The sequence below is a fragment of the Streptomyces sp. NPDC001728 genome (assembly GCF_040297565.1).
Classification (GTDB): Bacteria; Actinomycetota; Actinomycetes; order Streptomycetales; family Streptomycetaceae; genus Streptomyces.
The window spans coordinates 70,873-89,537 of the sequence record NZ_JBEOZK010000009.1; the positions used below are offsets into that span (position 1 = coordinate 70,873).

Annotated in this window: 18 protein-coding genes; 9 read left to right on the forward strand and 9 right to left on the reverse strand. The window is 73.1% G+C overall.

Features of this window, described 5'->3' with window-relative positions; translation table 11 throughout:
* The first annotated feature begins 42 nt into the window (after positions 1-42).
* On the forward strand, positions 43-1,053 hold the full coding sequence (locus ABT154_RS15855) for an LLM class F420-dependent oxidoreductase (protein ID WP_351857418.1): 1,011 nt from the start codon (positions 43-45) through the stop codon (positions 1,051-1,053).
* An 18-nt stretch (positions 1,054-1,071) separates the two neighbouring features.
* Here ABT154_RS15855 and ABT154_RS15860 read toward each other — a convergent pair whose 3' ends face one another.
* The 4 genes from ABT154_RS15860 to ABT154_RS15875 all read right to left on the reverse strand — a co-directional run bounded on the left by ABT154_RS15860 (position 1,072) and on the right by ABT154_RS15875 (position 5,040).
* A complete protein-coding gene (locus ABT154_RS15860) occupies positions 1,072-1,617 on the reverse strand; it encodes a hypothetical protein (RefSeq protein WP_502969512.1) in 546 nt (181 codons plus the stop codon).
* 120 nt (positions 1,618-1,737) lie between these two features.
* Positions 1,738-2,829: a prenyltransferase gene (locus tag ABT154_RS15865; protein WP_351857419.1), complete on the reverse strand. Its 1,092-nt coding sequence runs from the start codon at positions 2,827-2,829 to the stop codon at positions 1,738-1,740.
* Positions 2,826-3,572, reverse strand: coding sequence for a class I SAM-dependent methyltransferase (locus ABT154_RS15870; protein WP_317875246.1), 747 nt, complete (start codon positions 3,570-3,572; stop codon positions 2,826-2,828). The genes ABT154_RS15865 and ABT154_RS15870 overlap by 4 nt, the downstream gene beginning before the upstream one ends.
* 133 nt (positions 3,573-3,705) lie before the next feature.
* Positions 3,706-5,040 (reverse strand): glycosyltransferase family 4 protein, encoded by a 1,335-nt coding sequence (locus ABT154_RS15875; RefSeq protein ID WP_351857420.1) that lies wholly within the window; start codon positions 5,038-5,040, stop codon positions 3,706-3,708.
* A 238-nt stretch (positions 5,041-5,278) separates the two neighbouring features.
* On the opposite strand from ABT154_RS15875, the gene ABT154_RS15880 reads away from it, so the two are divergent.
* Positions 5,279-5,941, forward strand: a complete 663-nt coding sequence (locus tag ABT154_RS15880; protein WP_351857421.1) for a TetR family transcriptional regulator — start codon at positions 5,279-5,281, stop codon at positions 5,939-5,941.
* A gap of 65 nt (positions 5,942-6,006) precedes the next feature.
* Here the strand turns inward: ABT154_RS15880 and ABT154_RS15885 are convergent, their stop codons facing one another.
* The 4 genes from ABT154_RS15885 to ABT154_RS15900 all read right to left on the reverse strand — a co-directional run bounded on the left by ABT154_RS15885 (position 6,007) and on the right by ABT154_RS15900 (position 9,073).
* Positions 6,007-6,549, reverse strand: coding sequence for a hypothetical protein (locus ABT154_RS15885; protein ID WP_351857422.1), 543 nt, complete (start codon positions 6,547-6,549; stop codon positions 6,007-6,009).
* Positions 6,550-6,648: 99 nt separating this feature from the next.
* A complete protein-coding gene (locus ABT154_RS15890; RefSeq protein ID WP_351857423.1) occupies positions 6,649-7,179 on the reverse strand; it encodes a hypothetical protein in 531 nt (176 codons plus the stop codon).
* A gap of 200 nt (positions 7,180-7,379) precedes the next feature.
* Complete coding sequence (locus ABT154_RS15895; protein WP_317875241.1) at positions 7,380-7,613, reverse strand: ferredoxin; 234 nt, start codon at positions 7,611-7,613, stop codon at positions 7,380-7,382.
* Positions 7,613-9,073 (reverse strand): aldehyde dehydrogenase, encoded by a 1,461-nt coding sequence (locus ABT154_RS15900; RefSeq protein ID WP_351857424.1) that lies wholly within the window; start codon positions 9,071-9,073, stop codon positions 7,613-7,615. The genes ABT154_RS15895 and ABT154_RS15900 overlap by 1 nt, the downstream gene beginning before the upstream one ends.
* 119 nt (positions 9,074-9,192) lie before the next feature.
* Here ABT154_RS15900 and ABT154_RS15905 point away from each other — a divergent pair, with 119 nt between their 5' ends.
* The 7 genes from ABT154_RS15905 to ABT154_RS15935 all read left to right on the forward strand — a co-directional run bounded on the left by ABT154_RS15905 (position 9,193) and on the right by ABT154_RS15935 (position 17,186).
* On the forward strand, positions 9,193-10,230 hold the full coding sequence (locus ABT154_RS15905) for a Strvi_7410 family MBL fold metallo-hydrolase (protein WP_351857425.1): 1,038 nt from the start codon (positions 9,193-9,195) through the stop codon (positions 10,228-10,230).
* A 305-nt stretch (positions 10,231-10,535) separates the two neighbouring features.
* Complete coding sequence (locus tag ABT154_RS15910; protein WP_351857426.1) at positions 10,536-11,786, forward strand: SCO2321 family membrane protein; 1,251 nt, start codon at positions 10,536-10,538, stop codon at positions 11,784-11,786.
* On the forward strand, positions 11,783-12,466 hold the full coding sequence (locus ABT154_RS15915; RefSeq protein WP_351857427.1) for an SCO2322 family protein: 684 nt from the start codon (positions 11,783-11,785) through the stop codon (positions 12,464-12,466). The genes ABT154_RS15910 and ABT154_RS15915 overlap by 4 nt, the downstream gene beginning before the upstream one ends.
* 200 nt (positions 12,467-12,666) lie before the next feature.
* On the forward strand, positions 12,667-13,830 hold the full coding sequence (locus ABT154_RS15920) for an energy-coupling factor transporter transmembrane component T (RefSeq protein WP_502969513.1): 1,164 nt from the start codon (positions 12,667-12,669) through the stop codon (positions 13,828-13,830).
* The gene (locus tag ABT154_RS15925) at positions 13,827-15,587 is read left to right on the forward strand and encodes an ABC transporter ATP-binding protein (protein WP_351857429.1); all 1,761 of its coding nucleotides are present in this window, start codon (positions 13,827-13,829) and stop codon (positions 15,585-15,587) included. The genes ABT154_RS15920 and ABT154_RS15925 overlap by 4 nt, the downstream gene beginning before the upstream one ends.
* A gap of 11 nt (positions 15,588-15,598) precedes the next feature.
* On the forward strand, positions 15,599-16,498 hold the full coding sequence (locus ABT154_RS15930) for an ECF transporter S component (protein WP_351857589.1): 900 nt from the start codon (positions 15,599-15,601) through the stop codon (positions 16,496-16,498).
* A gap of 286 nt (positions 16,499-16,784) precedes the next feature.
* Positions 16,785-17,186, forward strand: coding sequence for an aggregation-promoting factor C-terminal-like domain-containing protein (locus ABT154_RS15935; RefSeq protein WP_351857430.1), 402 nt, complete (start codon positions 16,785-16,787; stop codon positions 17,184-17,186).
* A gap of 136 nt (positions 17,187-17,322) precedes the next feature.
* Here the strand turns inward: ABT154_RS15935 and ABT154_RS15940 are convergent, their stop codons facing one another.
* A complete protein-coding gene (locus ABT154_RS15940) occupies positions 17,323-18,501 on the reverse strand; it encodes a steroid 3-ketoacyl-CoA thiolase (protein WP_351857431.1) in 1,179 nt (392 codons plus the stop codon).
* Positions 18,502-18,665: the final 164 nt, after the last annotated feature.

The following is an 18,665-nucleotide window of genomic DNA, read 5'->3' on the forward strand; positions in this document are numbered from 1 at the left end:
CGCATCGCACGAACTGACGGATCGTCAGAAAGGATGCGGGGCATGCGACTCGGACTCGCCCTCGGCTACTGGGGCCGCGGCCCCTCCCCCGCCCACCTCGACCTCGCCCGCGAGGCCGAGCGGCTCGGCTACGACTCCGTGTGGACGGCGGAGGCCTGGGGCTCCGACGCGTTCACCGCGCTGACCTGGATCGCCGCCCACACCAGCCGTATCAAGCTGGGGACGGCCGTCGCGCAGATGGCCGCCCGCGCCCCCACCACCACCGCCATGCACGCGCTCACCCTCGACCACCTCTCCGGCGGGCGGGTCCTGCTCGGGCTCGGCCTGTCCGGGCCGCAGGTCGTCGAGGGCTGGTACGGGCGCCCCTTCCCCCGCTCCCCGCTGACCGCGACCCGCGAGTACGTGGACGTGGTCCGTCAGGTGCTGCGCCGCGAGGCCCCGGTCCGGCTCGAAGGACGGCACCACTCCCACCCGTACACCGGCCCCGACGGAACCGGCCTCGGCAAGGCGCTCAAGCCGATCACCCACCCGCTGCGGGCCGGGCTGCCGATCCTGCTGGGCGCCGAGGGGCCGAAGAACATCGCGCAGACGCTGACGATCGCCGACGGCTGGCTGCCGCTGTACTGGACCCCCGAACGCTGGTCCGAGGTGTACGCGCTCCCCGAGCGCCTCCCCGAGGGCTTCCTCGTCGCCCCCATGGTCCGCGCCCAGGTCTGCCCGGACGTGGCGGCCGGACTCCTCCCGGTCAAGGCGATGCTCGGCTTCTACATCGGCGGCATGGGCCACGCGGCCCGCAACTTCCACGCCGACCTGATGGGACGCATGGGGTACGAGAAGGAGGCCCGGCGCGTCCAGGAGCTGTTCGCGGCCGGCCGGCGCGAGGAGGCGGTGCTCGCCGTGCCGGACGACTTCGCGGACGAGATCTCCCTCGTGGGACCCCGGGCACGGATCGCCGAACGGCTGGAGACATGGCGCCGGGGCCCGGTGACGGACCTCCTCGTCACCTCACCGGACCCCGAGACCCTACGCCTGCTCGCCGAGCTCAACTCCTAGTGCGCGGCGGGGAGTCGGTCACCCGCCGCTGAGCTGGGACGCGCTGGGCACCTTGTCGACGACCTCGGCGCCGGCGCTCTTGCCCGCGTCCTTGACGCTGTTGATGACGCTCTCGAAGGAGCTGACGTCCGCGGCGCCCGCCTCGCCCTTGCGGAGCTTCGTACCGAGGTCCTTGAGCGAGTCGATGCCCGCCGAGAGCGGTGCGACCGCCTTGGAGAGCAACGGGTCGCCCTTGGCGTTGTTCACGGCGGCCTTGAGCCGGTTGTACGCGAACGCGCCCGCGAGGCCCGCCTTCACCAGGGCGAAGGTCCGGCCGTCCGCGCCCTTGGTGAACTTGCCCGCGCGGTACGGCTTCACGATCCACTGGTACGCGGCGCCCGCCGCCAGCCCCGCGTTGGCCACGAACCGGGTCTTCGCCAGCTTCTGCTGCTCGAAGCTGCTGGAGGCCGACGGGGTCACGGCGGCGCTCGTGCCCTGCGTGTCGCCGCCGCAGGCGGCGGTGGTCATGAGCAGGGTGCTCGCAAGCAGCAGCGCCACGACTCCGCGCGAAGGACTTCTGGGCACGACGGGACCTCCCTGGGGACTGTGGCGCCAGCCTCACCCGGGGCCGGGGCGTCCGCTACCCGGGCGACTCCGTCCGGGTAGCGTCCGGGCCCGGGAGGTCCTGCCCGGCGCCCCGCCCCTCTACGCCCGGCAGCAGTCCGGTTCGAGGCCGCCGGGAAGGCGCTCGCCGCCGAAGACGGCCACCGTGGCCTCCTCGCCGCCGAGGGCCGCCACCGCGAGCAGCAGGGAGCCGGCGGTCCAGGCGGTCTGCTCCTCGGGCCACATGGCCTTGTCGACCTCCGCCTCACCCTCGAAGACGTACCCGGTCCAGTACATGCCGTTCCCGGCGCGCAGGTGCTGGATGTCCTGGAGGATGGTGAGCGCCCGGTCCGACTCGCCCATCGCCCAGAGGGCGAGGGCGAGTTCGCAGCTCTCACCGCCGGTGACCCAGGGGTTGGGGACCACACAGCGCACCCCGAGGCCGGGCACGACGAACGTGTCCCAGTCGGCCTCGACCCGCGTCTTCGCGTCGGCTCCCGTCACCGCGCCGCCGAGCACCGGGTAGTACCAGTCCATCGAATAGCGGGACTTGTCGAGGAAGCGCTCGGGGTGGCGGCGTATCGCGTGTCCCAGCGCCCCGGTCGCCAACTCCCAGTCGGGCTGCGGCTCTTCGCGGACCTCGGCGATGGCGAGGGCACAGCGGAGCGCCTGGTGGATCGAGGAACTGCCGGTGAGCAGCGCGTCGTTCACCGGGGCGCCGTCGGGCTCGCGCTTCCAGCCGATCTGGCCGCCCGGCTGCTGGAGCCCGAGGACGAACTCGACGGCCGCGTAGACGACGGGCCACATCCGGTCGAGGAAGGCGTCGTCGCCGGTCGAGAGGTAGTGGTGCCAGACGCCGACCGCGATGTACGCGACGAAGTTGGACTCGCGGCCGCGGTCGGTGACCTGCTCCGGGTCGCCGTCCTGGTAGGCGGCGTACCAGGAGCCGTCGGTGTTCTGGTGGCGGGCGAGCCACGCGTAGGCCCTGGCGGCGGCGGCGTGCTCGCCGGCCGCGTCCAGGGCCATGGCGGCCTCGGTGTGGTCCCAGGGGTCGAGGTGGTGGCCCCGGAACCACGGGATCGCCCCGTCCTCGCGCTGGACGGCGAGTATGCCGGTGACGGTCTCGGCTGCCTGCTCGGCGGTGAGCACCCCGGGCAGGACGAGGTGCTCGGCGATCCGCTCGGGACTCGTCACTTGTCGGCGTCCACGGCGTCGGCCTTCGGAAGGTGCGGCTTGGTCGCGTACGCCACGAAGCTCTTGCCGACGACCGGGTTGAGCAGCTGCTCGGTGACCCGGGTCAGGGCGGGCTTCTTCATGATGTCCCAGACCAGGAGCTTGTGGTACGCGCGGACCGGCAGCGCCTTGTCGTTGTCGACGCCGAAGGCGCACTTCAGCCACCAGTACGGCGAGTGCAGGGCGTGCGCGTGGTGGGTGCCGTACGGCTTGAGACCGGCCTGCCGGATCTTGCCGAGGAGTTCGTCGGCCTTGTAGATGCGGATGTGGCCGCCCTCGACCTCGTGGTACGCGTCGGAGAGCGTCCAGCAGACCTTCTCCGGGCCGTAGCGGGGCACGGTGATCGCGATCCGGCCGCCCGGCTTGAGGACGCGGACCATCTCCGCGAGCACGCCCTTGTCGTCGGGGATGTGCTCCATGACCTCGGAGATGATGACGACGTCGAAGGACGCGTCGGGGAAGGGCAGGTTGAGGGCGTCGCCCTCCATCGCGGTGGCGGTCGCCCCCGCGGGCGCCTCCCCGGCCTCCTTCATCGCCGCGAACCACTTGGCGACCTCGCGGATCTCCTCGCCGTTCTGGTCGAGGGCCACGACCTGGGCGCCGCGCCGGTAGCACTCGAAGGCATGCCTGCCCGCACCACAGCCCAGATCGAGCACACGATCGCCGGGGGCGAGCGGGAAGCGAGTGAAGTCGACGGTCAGCACGGGATCCTGCTTTCGCGAGTGGAAGGTGGTTGTGGGCAGGCGCCCACGCCGACTTGTGGGCAGGCGTTCCGGAGGGCGGAACAGGTGGGCGCAAGCCGACCACCGGGCCGCACCCGGCCATGACGACGAAGCATCACCGGCGCACCCCGGCGCCCTGCGCGGCGACCGCCTCCCGATACAGCTCGGCCGTCCCCTGCGCGGCCCGCGCCCAGGTGAACTTGGCAAGCACCCGCTCCCGCCCCGCCGCGCCGAGCCGAGCCCGCAGCTCCGCGTCCCCGAGCACCCGTCCAAGCCCAGCGGCCAGCGCCCCCGCATCACCGGGCGGCACCGCGAGACACGTCTCCCCGTCCGCTCCCGCGACCTCGGGGATCGCCCCACCGGTGGTCGCGACGAGCGCCGTCCCCGTGGCCATCGCCTCGGCGGCGGGCAGCGAGAACCCCTCGTACAGCGAGGGCACGCAGGACACCTGCGCCGACCGCACCAGGTCGACCAGCTCCGCGTCGCTGATGCCCTTGACGAACCGGACGGCGCCGTCCAGCCCGTACCGCTCGATCGCGGCGGCGACGGGGCCGTCCTCGGCGCGCTTGCCGACCACGACGAGGTGGGCGTCGGGGTTCTCCGTACGGAGCTTGGCGAGCGCCTCGATCAGGTGGATCAGGCCCTTGAGGGGGACGTCGGCGCTGGAGGTGGTGACGATCCGGCCGGGGACCTCGGCGACGGCCGGGTCGGGCGACCAGAGGGCGGTGTCGGCGCCGATGTGGACGACCCGGATGCGGTCCTCGCGTACGCCGAGGTGCTCGACGATCTCCTGCCGGGAGGTCCCGGAGACGGTGAGGACGGACGGTATCCGGCGGGCGACGCGCTTCTGCATATGGGTGAAGGCGTACCAGCGGCGGACCGAGGCGCGGCGCTTCCAGTCGGCGGCGGCGTCGAGTTCGAGCTGCCGGTCGACGGTGATGGGGTGGTGGATCGTGGTGACGAGCGGCGCGCCGATCGCGCGCGGGCCGCCGAGGAGCCCGTACCCGAGGGTCTGGTTGTCGTGGACGACGTCGAAGTCGCCGCGGCGGGCGGCGAGCATGCGCCGGGCCCGCAGCGAGAAGGTGAGCGGTTCGGGGAAGCCGCCGGTCCACATGGTCGCGACTTCCAGGCCGTCGATCCAGTCCCGGCACTCCTCGCGCTTCGGCGTACGGAAGGGGTCCGGCGAGCGGTAGAGGTCGAGGCTTGCGATCTCGGTGAGCGTGAGCCCCCCGAGGTCCTCGCCCTCGTCGAGGACGGGGTACGGCTGGGAGCCGATGACCTCGACGGAGTGCCCCAGGCGGGCCAGCTCGCGGGAGAGGTGTCGGACGTAGACGCCCTGTCCGCCGCAGAAGGGATTGCCCTTGTACGTGAGGAGGGCGATGCGCAGGGATTCACCCCCGGCCGCCGTGACGCCCTGTCGGGGGCTTGCCTCTATGGCCTCAGCGCTCATGCGCGACCCCCTTCGAGCGTGCGTTTCGCCGGAGCGTATCCGCTCGCGCTAATCTAGAACAAGTTACAGACTTGATCGCCGGCCCGATCTCCGGCCCGATCGTTCTCGAACGCTTGATCCTTCGAGGAGGACAGAATCTACCGGCAGGTAGCTCCGCGGTGAGATCCGGAACAGGTGATTCGCGCCACGGCCTCCGCACCGCCATACTGTCGCTCCCCACCGCACGGAACGGGACCTCATGACCGCAGACAACAGAGCGGACCGCAGCCCCGCGTCGCCACCCCTCACGGAGCGGCAGGAGGCGCGCCGCCGCCGCATCCTGAACGCCAGCGCGCAGCTCGCGGCGCGGGGCGGCTTCGACGCCGTGCAGATGCGGGAGGTCGCCGAGGCGGCCGGAGTGGCCCTGGGGACGCTGTACCGCTACTTCCCCTCCAAGATCCACCTGCTGGTCGCGACGATGCAGGACCAGCTCCAGCACATGCACACCACCCTGCGGAAGCGGCCCCCGGCGGGCGCCGACGCGGCGCAGCGGGTCGCGGAGACGCTGATGCGGGCCTTCCGCGCCCTCCAGCGCGAACCGCAGCTCGCGGACGCGATGGTGCGGGCGCTGACCTTCGCGGACCGCGGGGTGAGCCCCGAGGTCGACACGGTCTCGCGGCTGACGACCGCGATCATCCTGGACGCGATGGGGGCGGAGCACCCGACGCCGGAGCAGCTCTCGGCGGTCCGGGTCATCGAGCACACCTGGCACTCGGCGCTGATCACCTGGCTGTCGGGCCGGGCCTCGATCGCACAGGTGAAGATCGACATCGAGACGGTCTGCCGGCTGATCGACCTGACGGCACCGGCCCCCGCACCGGCCCAGGCCCAGGCATCGGCCCCGGAGTCCGTGGCCGGCTGAGCGGCACGGGCCGCACCGCCCGCGCCCCCGGTGGTTCGTGCTCCGGGGGTGCGGGCGGCACCGGGTCAGGACTTCTTGGCCTTCGCGTTCTCCTCGGCGATGGCCGCCGCGCACTCCGGACCGCCGTCCACGGCGACGAACATGACCAGCTTGAGCGGGCCGGCGGAGTGGTTGCTCGCCTGGAGCTGCCAGCTGCTCTTCTTCAGGGACTTGATCACCGAGCCGCCCTGGCCGGAGCTGCGCTCCTCGCTCCAGCCGCCCTTGGTCAGGGTCGCGACCGTGGCGTTGTACGACTTCGCCGGGTCGGCGGCCTTCTCGGCGTCGGCCGTCCAGCTGACCATGCAGTTCTTGAGCGTGGCCGGAACCTGCTCGCCCGAGGCGTCCTGCGTGAAGCCGGCCCCGGTCGCCGCGCCGGACAGCTCCTCGGTGACCGCGGCACCGTCGAGCCGCTTGCCATCCGAACCGCCCGAGCCGCCCGTCGAGGACGAACCGGCCGAGGACGAACCGCCGGACGCCGAGCCGCCCTTGTCCGCACCGCCGTCGCTCCCGCAGCCCGCGACGAGCAACACCACACCGGCGGCCAGGGCCGCCCCCATCACCTTGCGCACAGCACTCCCAAGGACGCACACACGAAGGCCTCTCGCCTCCGCCGACAGGGGCACAGTTTTGCACGTGGGAACGGTCGTTGCCCGCAACGGCGCCCTTCGTCAAGGCCGTTCGACGTCGTCCCCGAGCAGGGACTCCCGCTCCTTCTCGGTGAGCTTCGCCATGCACGAGTCCTCCGACGCCTGGAAGGAGATGATGTCCATGCTCAGCCCCTGGCGGGCGCTGTGGTGGCGGGCGTTCATCGTCCAGCCCTGCTTCTTGAGCGTGACCGTGACGCTGGTTCCGCCCTTCTCGTCCAGCTTCTCCACCTGGCGCTGCGTCTGGTTCCACCGCTTCCCCGCGAGGGCGGAGACCGCCTTGTCGAAGCCGGCGCGGGACCCTTCGGCGACGGGGCCGACGTACTGCCAGCCGGTGGAGCAGGCGGCGCCGCGCTCGGCCGCCCGCTCCCGCACCGTGGACGGCGTGGGCCGGGGGGTGGCGCCCTTCGGGGTCGGCCCGCCGATCTCCGGAAGGTCGGACTCGGGCAGCCCCGAGCCGCCGACGGCGGCGAGGACCTCGTCGTGCGCCGCCGTACGGCCGAAGGCCGGCGCTCCCGCCGCACCGGGCCCGCATCCGGCCCCGAGGAGCGCCACCAGGGTCACTCCGGCTACCGCCGCCCACCCCGTACCCCGAGCCGTACCCCGACCCCGACCCTGACCGCGCATGACGTCTCCGCTCCCTGTGTCCCTGCTGTGCCGAGCGAGTGTCACACACATGAGGGCAGGTCAGGGGCGGTGCCGACGGGCGCGGTTCCCCGGCGGGCCCGGGCCCGGTCACTCCTCCAGGGGCCCGGTCACTCCTCCGGTGGGAACACCGGCTCCCCACCGTCCGCGAGCGTGATCAGGATGGCCTCCACCGGGCAGCCCTCGGCCGCCGCGAGCAGGCGTTCGCCCGCGTCGGCCTCCGTCGCGCGCGGGTGCGACTGGCGGGCGGTGTCGAGACGGAAGCCGTCGGGAGCGTGGTTGACGCACATGCCGGAGCCGATGCAGACGCTCCGGTCGACCTCCACGTGCCAGCGGTCGCCCATCACGCGTCCCCGTATCCGGCCGGCAGGTGGATCATCTTGTGCTCCAGGTACTCGCCGAAGCCCTCGGGGCCGAACTCCCGTCCCAGGCCGGAGTTCTTGTAGCCGCCGAACGGGCCGAGCATGTCCAGGCTGAAGGTGTTCACGTTGAACGTGCCGGTGCGCACGCCCCGCGCGAAGTCGATGCCGTGCTCCACGTCGCCGGTCCAGACGCTGCCGCTGAGCCCGAAGTCGGAGTCGTTCGCGATCCGGAGGGCCTCGGCCTCGTCCCCGTACGGCAGGAGGCAGATCACCGGGCCGAAGATCTCCTCGCGGGCGATCCGCATGGAGTTGTCGACGCCGCCGAAGAGGGTCGGCTCGACGTACCAGCCGCGCTCCAGGCCGGCCGGACGGCCGCCGCCCGCGAGGATCTTGGCGCCCTCCTGCTGACCGATGCCGATGTAGTCGAGGGAGCGCTGCCGCTGGCGGCGGGCGACGAGCGGGCCGACCTGGGTGGCCGGGTCGAGCGGGTCGCCGACGACGAGCGCGCCGGCCGCCGCGGCGAGGGCCTCGGCGATCTCCTCGTACCGGGAGCGGGGGGCGAGGATACGGGTCTGGGCGACGCACGCCTGGCCGTTGTTCATCCAGGCGGCGGGGACGATCCCGGCGACGGCGGTCTCCACGTCGGCGTCCGGCAGGATCACGGCGGCCGACTTGCCGCCCAGTTCGAGGGTGACCCGGGTGAGGTTGCGGGAGGCGACCTCCATGACCCGCTTGCCGGCGGCGACCGAACCGGTGAAGGAGACCTTGTCGACGCCGGGGTGGCCGACCAGGTACTCGCTGACCTCGCGGTCGGCGGGCAGGATGCTGAGCACGCCCTCGGGCAGCCCGGCCTCGGCGGCGATCTCACCCAGGATGTACGAGTCGAGCGGCGACTCCGGGGAGGGCTTGAGGACCACCGTGCAGCCGGCAAGGAGCGCGGGCCCCAGCTTGGCGGCGGCGGTGAACTGCGGGACGTTCCACGGGACGACGGCCGCGACCACGCCCACCGGCTCGCGCCGGACGAGCAGCGGCCCGAGGACGCCGCCGCGCCGCTCCTCCCACGCGAAGTCACGGGCGACGGTGATCGCCGCGTCCCAGACCATCATCGCGCCGAGCGCCTGGGCGAGGACGGACCAGGAGTACGGGGAGCCGTTCTGCGCGCTGATGACGCGGCCGATCTCCTCGTACCGCACGGCGATGGCGTCCTTGATACGGGTGACGACCGCGATCCGCTCCTCGACCGACATCCGGGGCCAGGGCCCCTCGTCGAAGGCCCGCCGCGCGGCGGCCACGGCCCGGTCGACATCGGCGGCGGAGGCGTGCGGGACCCGTCCGATGACCTCCTCGGTGTGCGGGGAGATCACCTCGATGACCTCCTCGCCGAGCGGATCGGCCAACTCCCCGCCGATGAACAGCTTTCCGTGCTCCACAAGCTCGGTCATGACCGCCGCCTTCCGGGGAGGGGAAAATCTCTCTCAGTTCCTGACGATGCTTCAGAACTGATACCAGTTCTAGTTATGGTGGGCAATGGCCGTACCGGTACACAGAGACGAGGACGCTCATGAACCAGGTGACCGAGCACGGCGGAGGCGTCTGGTCGCTGCGGGTGCCCATCCCCGACAATCCGCTCGGCCACACCCTGGTCCACGTCCTCGACACCGACCGGGGTCCCGTCCTCGTCGACACCGGCTGGGACGACCCCGCCTCCTGGTCCGAACTCGTCGGCGGGCTCGACGCGCTGGGGATCGCCATGACCGACGTCCACGGGGTCGTCATCACCCACCACCACCCCGACCACCACGGCCTCTCCGGGCGGGTCCGCGAGGAGTCCGGGGCCTGGATCGCCATGCACGCCGCCGACACCGCCGTCGTACGCCGCACCCGCGAGGCCCGGCCCGGCACCTGGCTCGACTACCTCGCCCGCAAGCTCGCCGCCGTCGGCGCCCCCGAGGACCACCTCGTCCCGCTGCGCGCCGCACGCGACTCCGGCCGGATGGACACCCTCCCCGGGCTGCGCTCCGCCCTCCCCGACCGCGAGATCGTCCCCGGCGAACTCCTCGACCTCGCCGGGCGGCGCCTGCGCGCGATCTGGACGCCCGGCCACACCCCCGGCCACGTCTGCCTCCACCTGGAGGAGGAGCACCCCTCCCGGCTGCCCGGCCACGGCCGCCTCTTCTCCGGCGACCACCTGCTGCCCGGCATCTCCCCGCACATCGGGCTCTACGAGGACCCCGACGAGGTCACCGAGACCGACCCCCTCGGCGACTACCTCGACTCCCTGGAGCGCATCGGCCGCCTCGGGGTCGCCGAGGTCCTCCCCGCCCACCAGTACGCCTTCCCCGACGCCGCCGGCCGGGTCCGCGCACTCCTCGACCACCACGAGGAGCGGCTCACCGGCCTCCTCGGCCTCCTCGCCACACCGCTCACCCCCTGGCGGCTCGCCGAGCAGATGGAGTGGAACCGCCCCTGGGAGCAGATCCCCTACGGCTCCCGCAACATCGCCGTCAGCGAGGCCGAGGCCCATGTCCGCCGGCTGGTGAAACTGGGCCGCGCGGAGGCCGTCCCGGGGACGGACCCCGTGGAGTACGTGGCGGTGTGAAGGCCTGACCCGGCCGGGCGGCCCGCGTCGGGCGCCCGACGCGGTCCCCGCCCCGGTGTGAGGCGCCTCGCACCCTCGGGGCGGCGGGCGTACGGGCCGGTAGAGTGGGCGCGTCGTCATCATGCCCGTACGGGGGGAAGCCGGTGCGACTCCGGCACTGACCCGCAACCGTATGCCGCGCCCCCCGGGGAGCGGCGAGTCGGAATGCCCCGTGCGGGACGTGACCGCCGGCACCGTCGAGGAATACGGAGCCGGAGCCTGGTGCCCCTGAGGCGTGCCGGTGCCCGGCCGCAGGAGAGGGCTCCATGAACACCGTCCGCCGAGGCGCCGCCGCGCTCGCAGCCGCCGCCGTCCTGCTCGGCACCGGAGCCGTCGGCGCGGCCTCCGCCGCGCCCTCCCCCACCCCCTCCGCGGGGACGCTCCCGCCCGGCCTGTACGGCACGAAGGACCCGACGTACGACGGTGTGTGGCGCCAGTCGCTCGCCTTCCTCGCCCAGCGCGCCACCGGCTACCAGCCCGCCGACCAGGCCGTGGACTGGCTGCTCGGCCAGCAGTGCGAGGACGGCTCGTTCGCGGCGTACCGCGCGGACGTCAGCAAGCCCTGCGACCCGAAGACCATGCGGGACACCAACGCCACCGCCGCCGCCGTGCACGCGCTGGGCGCCGTCCGCCGCCAGGCCGCCGACCCGGAGAAGCTCGACGAGGCCGTCACGTCGGGCGCCGGCTGGCTGCGCACCGTGCAGAACAAGGACGGCGGCTGGGGCTACACCCCCGGGGGCCCCAGCGACGCCAACTCCACCTCGCTCGTCATCGGCACGCTCGCCGCGATCAGCGTCAAGCCCGGCTCGTACACCTCCGCCGAGGGCCGTACGCCCTACGACGCGCTCCTCACCTTCGCCGTGCCCTGCTCGGACGAGGAGAACGCCGGGGCGTTCGCGTACCAGCCCGACAAGAGCGGCAAGCTGCTCGCGAACGCCGACGCCACCGCCGCGGCCACCCTCGCCGGGCTCGGCAAGAGCATCGTCGCCACCAAGGCCTCCCCGCAGCAGCAGCCGACCTGCCAGGACCTCACGAAGCCGACCGTCGAGCGGGCCGCCCTCAACGGCGCCTCCTACCTGTCGAAGGCGCTCCTCAAGACCGCCCACCTGACCACCCCGCCGATGCCCGGCGCCACCGACACCAGCGAGCAGCCCGACTTCGGCAACACCGCCGACGCCGTCGTGGCGCTGGCCGGCGCCGGCGCCGCCCGGCAGGCCGAGCCCGCCCTCCAGTGGCTGGAGACGCACTCCGCCGCCTGGGCGAAGGAGAACGGCCCCGCCGCGTACGCGCAGCTGATCCTGGCCTCCCGCTCGATGGAGACCGACCCGCGCGAGTTCGGCACTGCGGACCTGGTCGAGCAGCTCAACGCGACCGGCCCCGCGCCCAAGACCCCGGACACCTCCGCGTCCTCGACCAGCGACGACGAGGGCTCCGGCTTCGACGTCTGGTGGATCATCGGCATCGGCATGGTCGTCGGCGTCGGCATCGGCTTCCTCGTGAGCGGCCGCAAGAAGTGACGGCGGCCCGCAGGACCGGCGCGCGGATCGCGGGCGCCGCGGCCGGCGCGCTGCTGACCCTCGCCGGGGTCGCCGCCGCCCCGGCGCAGGCCGCCGGCTACCGCTACTGGTCGTTCTGGGAGAGCGACGGCGGCAAGCCCTGGGCGTACGCCACCCAGGGCCCGGCGACCGCCCGGCCCGCCGACGGCGATGTGATCGGCTTCCGCTTCGCGATCAGCAACGGCACGGACGACACCTCCCTGCCCTCCGTCGCCCCCGACTTCCCGGGGATCTGCGGCAGCACGGACGCGAAGGACGGCAGCAAGCGCGTGGCGGTCGTCGTCGACTTCGGCGGGCCGCTGGACGCCCCGCCGGGCGAGACCCCGCCGGAGAAGCTGATCGAGGTCGGCTGTGCGCGGGTCCGCGAGGACGCGACGGGCGCGGAGGCGCTGGCCGAGGTGGCGAAGCCGCTGCGGTACGACAGCGCGGCCATGCTGTGCGGGATCGCGGGCTACCCGGTGCGGGGCTGCGGCGAACAGGTCGCGGAGAAGGCGCCGGGGGCGTCGGCACCGGCCGAGGCCGCACCGGCCGCGACGGGGGACACCGACGGCGGCGGCCCGTCCTTCGGCGTACTCGCCGGCGGGGCGGCGGTCCTGGCCCTCGGCGGCGCGGCGATATGGAAGGCCCGCCGACGCGGATGAGTACGGCCCGTCGCGTGTTCACGACCTGGGGCGCTCTCGCGGGCCGGGGCGGTCGCACGGCCCGGGGCGCTGAGCCGGCCCGGGGCTTGTCCACCGCGCGCGGCGCCGGCACGGCTCAGGGAGCTGATGCGGTCCGGGGCGCTCAGACAGCCCAGGGCACTCACACGGCCCGGGACGGTCACACGGCTCAGGGCGATGCCATGGCCCGGGGACTGTCCACGGCCCGGGACGCTCTCCCAGCCCGTGGCGCCTTCACAGCACGTGGCGTGTTCACTGCCCCCGAGGCGAGCCGGGCCAATGCCCTGCACGCCGGTGCCTGGTGGCTGTGGGCTCTCGGTCTGGCCGTCGCCGCCTCCCGGACGACCAACCCGCTGCTGCTCGGTCTGCTCGTCGGGGTCGCCGGCTATGTCGTCGCGGCCCGGCGTACGGACGCTCCGTGGGCCCGCTCGTACGGCGCGTTCGTGAAGCTCGGCCTGTTCGTCGTCGGCCTGCGGGTCGTCTTCTCGCTGCTCCTCGGCTCCCCCATCCCGGGGACGCACGTGCTGTTCACCCTGCCCGAGCTGCCGCTGCCCGACTGGGCGGAGGGCATCCGCATCGGGGGGCGGGTGACGGCCGAGCAGCTGGTGTTCGCGCTGTACGACGGCGCCAAACTGGCGACCCTGCTGATCTGCGTGGGCGCGGCGAACGCGCTCGCCAACCCCGCGCGGCTGCTGAAATCGCTGCCGGGCGCGCTGTACGAGGCCGGGGTCGCCGTCGTCGTCGCGATGACCTTCGCACCGAACATGGTCGCGGACGTGGTCCGGCTCCGTACCGCCCGGCGCCTTCGCGGGCGCCCCACGGGCGGGGTGCGGGCGGTGCTCCAGATCGGCCTGCCGGTCCTGGAGGGCGCGCTCGAACGGTCGATCGCCGTCGCCGCCTCGATGGACGCACGCGGGTACGGGCGGACGGCGCAGGTGCCGGCCTCCGTGCGCCGCACCACGAACGTACTGACGCTGGGCGGTCTGCTCGGCGTCTGCGCCGGTTCGTACGGGCTGCTCGCGGCGGAGGGCGCCGGTTACGGGCTGCCGCTGCTCGCCGCCGGGCTGCTCGCGGCCATGGCCGGGCTGCGGCTCGGCGGGCGCCGGACGGTCCGCACCCGCTACCGGCCGGACCACTGGGGCCTCCGGGCCTGGCTGGTCGCGGGCTCCGGGGTGGCGGTCGCGGTCCTGATGATCTGGGCGAACCGGTACGCGCCCGAGGCCCTGCACCCCGGGGTCGTCCCCCTGGAGGCGCCGGAGCTGCCGCTGTGGCCTGCGGTGTCGGTCCTGGTGGGCCTGGTGCCGGCGTTCGTGGCCCCCGTACCGCCCGGCAAGGAGAACGCGTGATCCGCTTCGAGAACGTCTCGGTGACCTACGACGGGGCCGCCGGGCCCACCCTGCGGGACGTCGACCTCACCGTCCCCGAAGGGGAGCTGGTGCTGCTCGTCGGCCCCTCGGGCGTCGGCAAGTCGACCCTCCTCGGCACGGTCTCCGGGCTCGTCCCCCACTTCACGGGCGGCACCCTGACCGGCCGCGTCACGGTCGACGGCCGCGACACCCGCACGCATCCGCCGCGCGAGCTGGCGGACCTGGTCGGCACGGTCGGGCAGGACCCGTCCGCGCACTTCGTCACCGACACCGTCGAGGACGAGCTGGCGTACGGCATGGAGTCACTGGGCCTCGCGCCCGGCGTCATGCGGCGCCGCGTCGAGGAGACCCTCGACCTCCTCGGCCTCGCCGAACTCCGCGACCGCCCGATCGCCACGCTCTCCGGCGGGCAGCGGCAGCGGGTCGCGATCGGCTCCGTCCTCACCCCGCACCCGAAGATCCTGGTCCTCGACGAACCGACCTCCGCGCTGGACCCGTCGGCGGCGGAGGACGTCCTCGCGGTCCTCCAGCGCCTGGTCCACGACCTCGGCACGACGGTCCTCCTCGCGGAACACCGCCTGGAACGGGTGGTCCAGTACGCGGACCAGATCATCCTGCTGCCGGACGCGGTGATGGGCCCGCCGGCCGAGATCATGGCGGTCTCACCGGTGCATCCGCCGGTGGTGGGTCTGGGCCGGATGGCGGGCTGGGACCCGCTGCCACTGACGGTGCGGGATGCGCGGCGGCGGGCGGGGGGACTGAAGGAGCGGCTGGAGGGGGTGGAGGCGCTGGAAATTCCAGCCCCGCCGGCGTTCGAGGCGCGGGGGTCCGGGGGCGGAGCCCCCGGTTACGGGAAGTGGGGGTCCCCCCACGCCGCCAGGCGTAGGGGGAGGGGTGGGGGATTCATCCTCTTCAAGCGGCGCCGCACCGCCGCCCCCGCACCCGCACCCACCACCCCCCTCGTTCTCACCGACCGCCTCGCCGTCCGCCGCGCCCGCGTAGAAGCTCTCCGTCACATCGACCTCACCGTCGCCCCCGGCGAAACCCTCGCCCTCATGGGCCGTAACGGCGCCGGAAAGTCCACCCTCCTCTCCACCCTCGTCGGCATGATCGAACCGACGGCCGGCACCGTCCGCGTCGCCGGCCGCACCCCGCACGCCACCGACCCGCGCGAGCTGATCCGTCAGGTCGGCCTGGTCCCGCAGGAGCCGCGCGACCTGCTGTACGCGGACACGGTCGCCGCCGAGTGCGCGGCGGCCGACACGGACGCGGGCGCGGCGCCCGGTACGTGCCGGGCGCTGGTGTCCGAGCTGCTTCCGGGCGTCGCGGACGACACCCACCCCCGGGACCTGTCCGAGGGGCAGCGCCTCGCCCTGGCGCTGGCCGTGGTCCTGACGGGCCGCCCCCCGCTGCTGCTGCTCGACGAGCCGACCCGCGGCCTGGACTACGCGGCGAAGGCCCGTCTCGTCACCCTGCTCCGTACGCTCGCCGCCGAGGGCCACGCGATCGTGCTCGCGACGCACGACGTGGAGCTGGCGGCGGAGCTGGCGCACCGGGTGGTGATCATCGCGGACGGCGAGGTGGTGGCGGACGGGCCGACGGCGGAGGTGGTGGTGTCCTCGCCGGCGTTCTCGCCGCAGGTGGCGAAGATCCTCGCCCCGCAGCCGTGGCTCACGGTGGAACAGGTGGAGCGCGCACTGCGAGGGCCCACAGGACAAGGGGAGGGCGCGCTGTGACCACCGGCCCCATGACCACCCGCCCCACCACCACCCGCCCCGTCCGCCTCGGCCCCCGCTCCGTGACCGCCCTGCTCCTGGTCTCCGTCGTCGGGCTCATCGCCATCTGCTGGCCCCTCTTCGCGGACGCCGGTTCCGCCGTGACCACGCACGCCGCCGACGCCCCCTGGCTCTTCGCCGTGCTGCTGCCGCTGCTGATCGCGGTCGTCGTCGCGACGATCGCGGACTGCGGGATGGACGCGAAGGCGGTGGCGATGCTGGGGGTGCTCGCCGCCGTCGGCGCGGCGCTGCGGCCACTGGGGGCGGGGACGGCCGGCCTGGAGCCGATGTTCTTCCTGATGGTGCTGAGCGGCCGGGTCCTGGGGCCGGGCTTCGGTTTCGTCCTGGGCTCGGTGACGATGTTCGCGTCCGCGCTGCTCACGGGCGGGGTGGGGCCGTGGATGCCGACGCAGATGCTGGCGATGGGCTGGTTCACGATGGGCGCCGGTCTGCTGCCGGGGCCGGACCGGTTCCGGGGCCGGGGCGAGCTGCTGATGCTGTCCGCGTACGGCTTCGTGGCGGCGTTCGCGTACGGCACGGTCACCAATCTGTACGGCTGGGTGACGATCGGCGGCGGGGAGGCGGCGGCCGGGGGCGACGGTGGCGGGATCTTCTTCCTGCCGGGCGCTCCGGCCCACGAGAACCTGGCCCGTTTCCTCGCTTTCCTCGTCGCCACCTCCCTCGGCTGGGATCTCGGCCGTGCCGTGCTGACCGTGGTCCTGACCGTGACGGTCGGCGGGACACTCCTGAAGGCGTTGCGGCGGGCGACGCGGCGGGCGAACTTCGAGGCCCAGGTCACATTCGAGGCCCCCGAGAGGGCCCCCGCGAGTGAGGCGGCCCATAGGACCTACGTCACGTACGACGTGGAATAGTAGCCGGGAGGTACCCGCCCAAACCACCCACAACGGGTGATGACCTGCGGAAACCCCTGAACCGGACCCAGGGTGTCCCACCCCCCGGGTCCGAACCTTCCTCGTACAGGGGGTCGTTGCGTCGGCGTTCCCGCCCTGCTTGTCTGGTGGACGTCGCCAGGCAGCCGGTGCTCACCGCAGCACCTCGGACGGCCGGTTCCCTCCAGTTCCCGGGTCTCCCGGGCTCTGGTTCCGGCTTGCCGAAATCGCCTGGCGCACCCATTGCCCCCGAAGTTAGGTTGAAACCTTGATCCGCTCGATCACCACTCGTGTCGCTGCCCGCAAGAAGTCCATCGCCGCCTCCGCAGCCGTGCTGCTGGGCGCGTCGGGTGCGGTGCTCGGCACGACGGGCGCGGCCTCGGCCGCCAGCCCGCAGGACATCGCCCGGCAGATCGTTCCCGCTTCGCAGTACCAGTCCTTCAGCAAGATCGTGGCCCACGAGTCCGGCTGGAACCACCACGCCACCAACTCCTCCAGCGGCGCCTACGGCCTCGTCCAGGCCCTTCCGGCCTCGAAGATGGCCTCGGCCGGTTCCGACTGGAAGACGAACCCCGCCACGCAGATCAAGTGGGGTCTCAACTACATGAACGAGCGCTACGGCTCCCCGAACGCCGCCTGGGCGTTCTGGCAGGCCAACGGCTGGTACTAAGAGTCACCCGCCGCTCCGCGCACCCGCAAGGCCCCGCCTCCCGTCAGGGAGGGCGGGGCCTGCGGCGTCTTCCGCCCGGGGTCCGCGATCCGGCGGGGCCGCCGGAGAGCCACAACCGCTACAGCCGCCGCAGCCGCTACAACCGCTGGATGATCGTCCCCGTGGCCACCGCCCCGCCCGCGCACATCGTGATCAGCGCGAACTCCTTGTCCGTCCGTTCCAGCTCGTGCAGGGCCGTGGTGATCAGCCGCGCACCGGTCGCCCCGACGGGGTGCCCGAGGGCGATGGCGCCGCCGTTGACGTTCACCTTCACAAGACCGTCCAAGTCGCGGTCGAATGCCTGCGCCCAGCTGAGCACCACCGAGGCGAAGGCCTCGTTGATCTCGACGAGGTCGATGTCCCTGAGCGACATCCCGGCCTTGCCGAGGACCGCGCGCGTCGCGTCGATCGGCCCGTCGAGGTGGTAGTGCGGGTCGGCGCCGACCAGGGCCTGGGCGACGATCCGGGCGCGCGGGCGCAGCTTGAGCGCGCGGGCCATGCGCTTGGAGGCCCACATGATCGCGGAGGCGCCGTCGGAGATCTGCGAGGAGTTCCCGGCGGTGTGGACGGCGGTCGGCATGACGGGCTTGAGCCGGCCGAGGCCCTCCATGGTGGTGTCGCGCAGACCCTCGTCGCGGTCGACGAGCCGCCACATGCCGTGGCCAGCCGCCTGCTCGTCCTCGGTGGTGGGGACCTGCACGGCGAAGGTCTCGCGCTTGAAGCGTTCCTCGGCCCAGGCGTTCGCGGCCCGTTCCTGGGAGAGCAGTCCGAGGGAGTCGACGCGTTCGCGGGTGAGGCCCCTGTTGCGGGCGATGCGTTCGGCGGCCTCGAACTGGTTGGGGAGGTCGACGTTCCACTCGTCGGGGAAGGGCTTGCCGGGTCCGTGCTTGGAACCGGAGCCGAGCGGTACGCGCGACATGGCCTCGACGCCGCAGCTGATCCCGATGTCGATGACGCCGGCCGCGACCATGTTGGCGACCATGTGGCTGGCCTGCTGCGAGGAGCCGCACTGGCAGTCGACGGTGGTGGCGGCGGTCTCGTAGGGGAGGCCCATGGTGAGCCAGGCGGTGCGCGCCGGGTTCATGGACTGTTCTCCGGCGTGGGTGACCGTACCGCCGACGATCTGTTCGACGCAGTCGGCGTGGATGCCGGTGCGTCCGAGGAGTTCGCGGTAGGTCTCGCCCAGGAGGTAGGCGGGGTGGAGGTTGGCGAGCGCGCCTCCGCGCTTGCCGATGGGGGTGCGTACGGCTTCGACGATGACGGGTTCCGCGGCCATGAGCTCGTCCTCTCCTCGACCGGACGGGGCGTCCCGGCAGCCCGTCGGTCGGCGTCACGGGGGAACTAGTACGCGTTCTAGTTCTGAGTGCAGTCTTATGACTGCTACCGCGGGTACGCAAGGGTCCGGGAGGCAACAGTTCCCGTTCGGCCCCTTGCTACTTC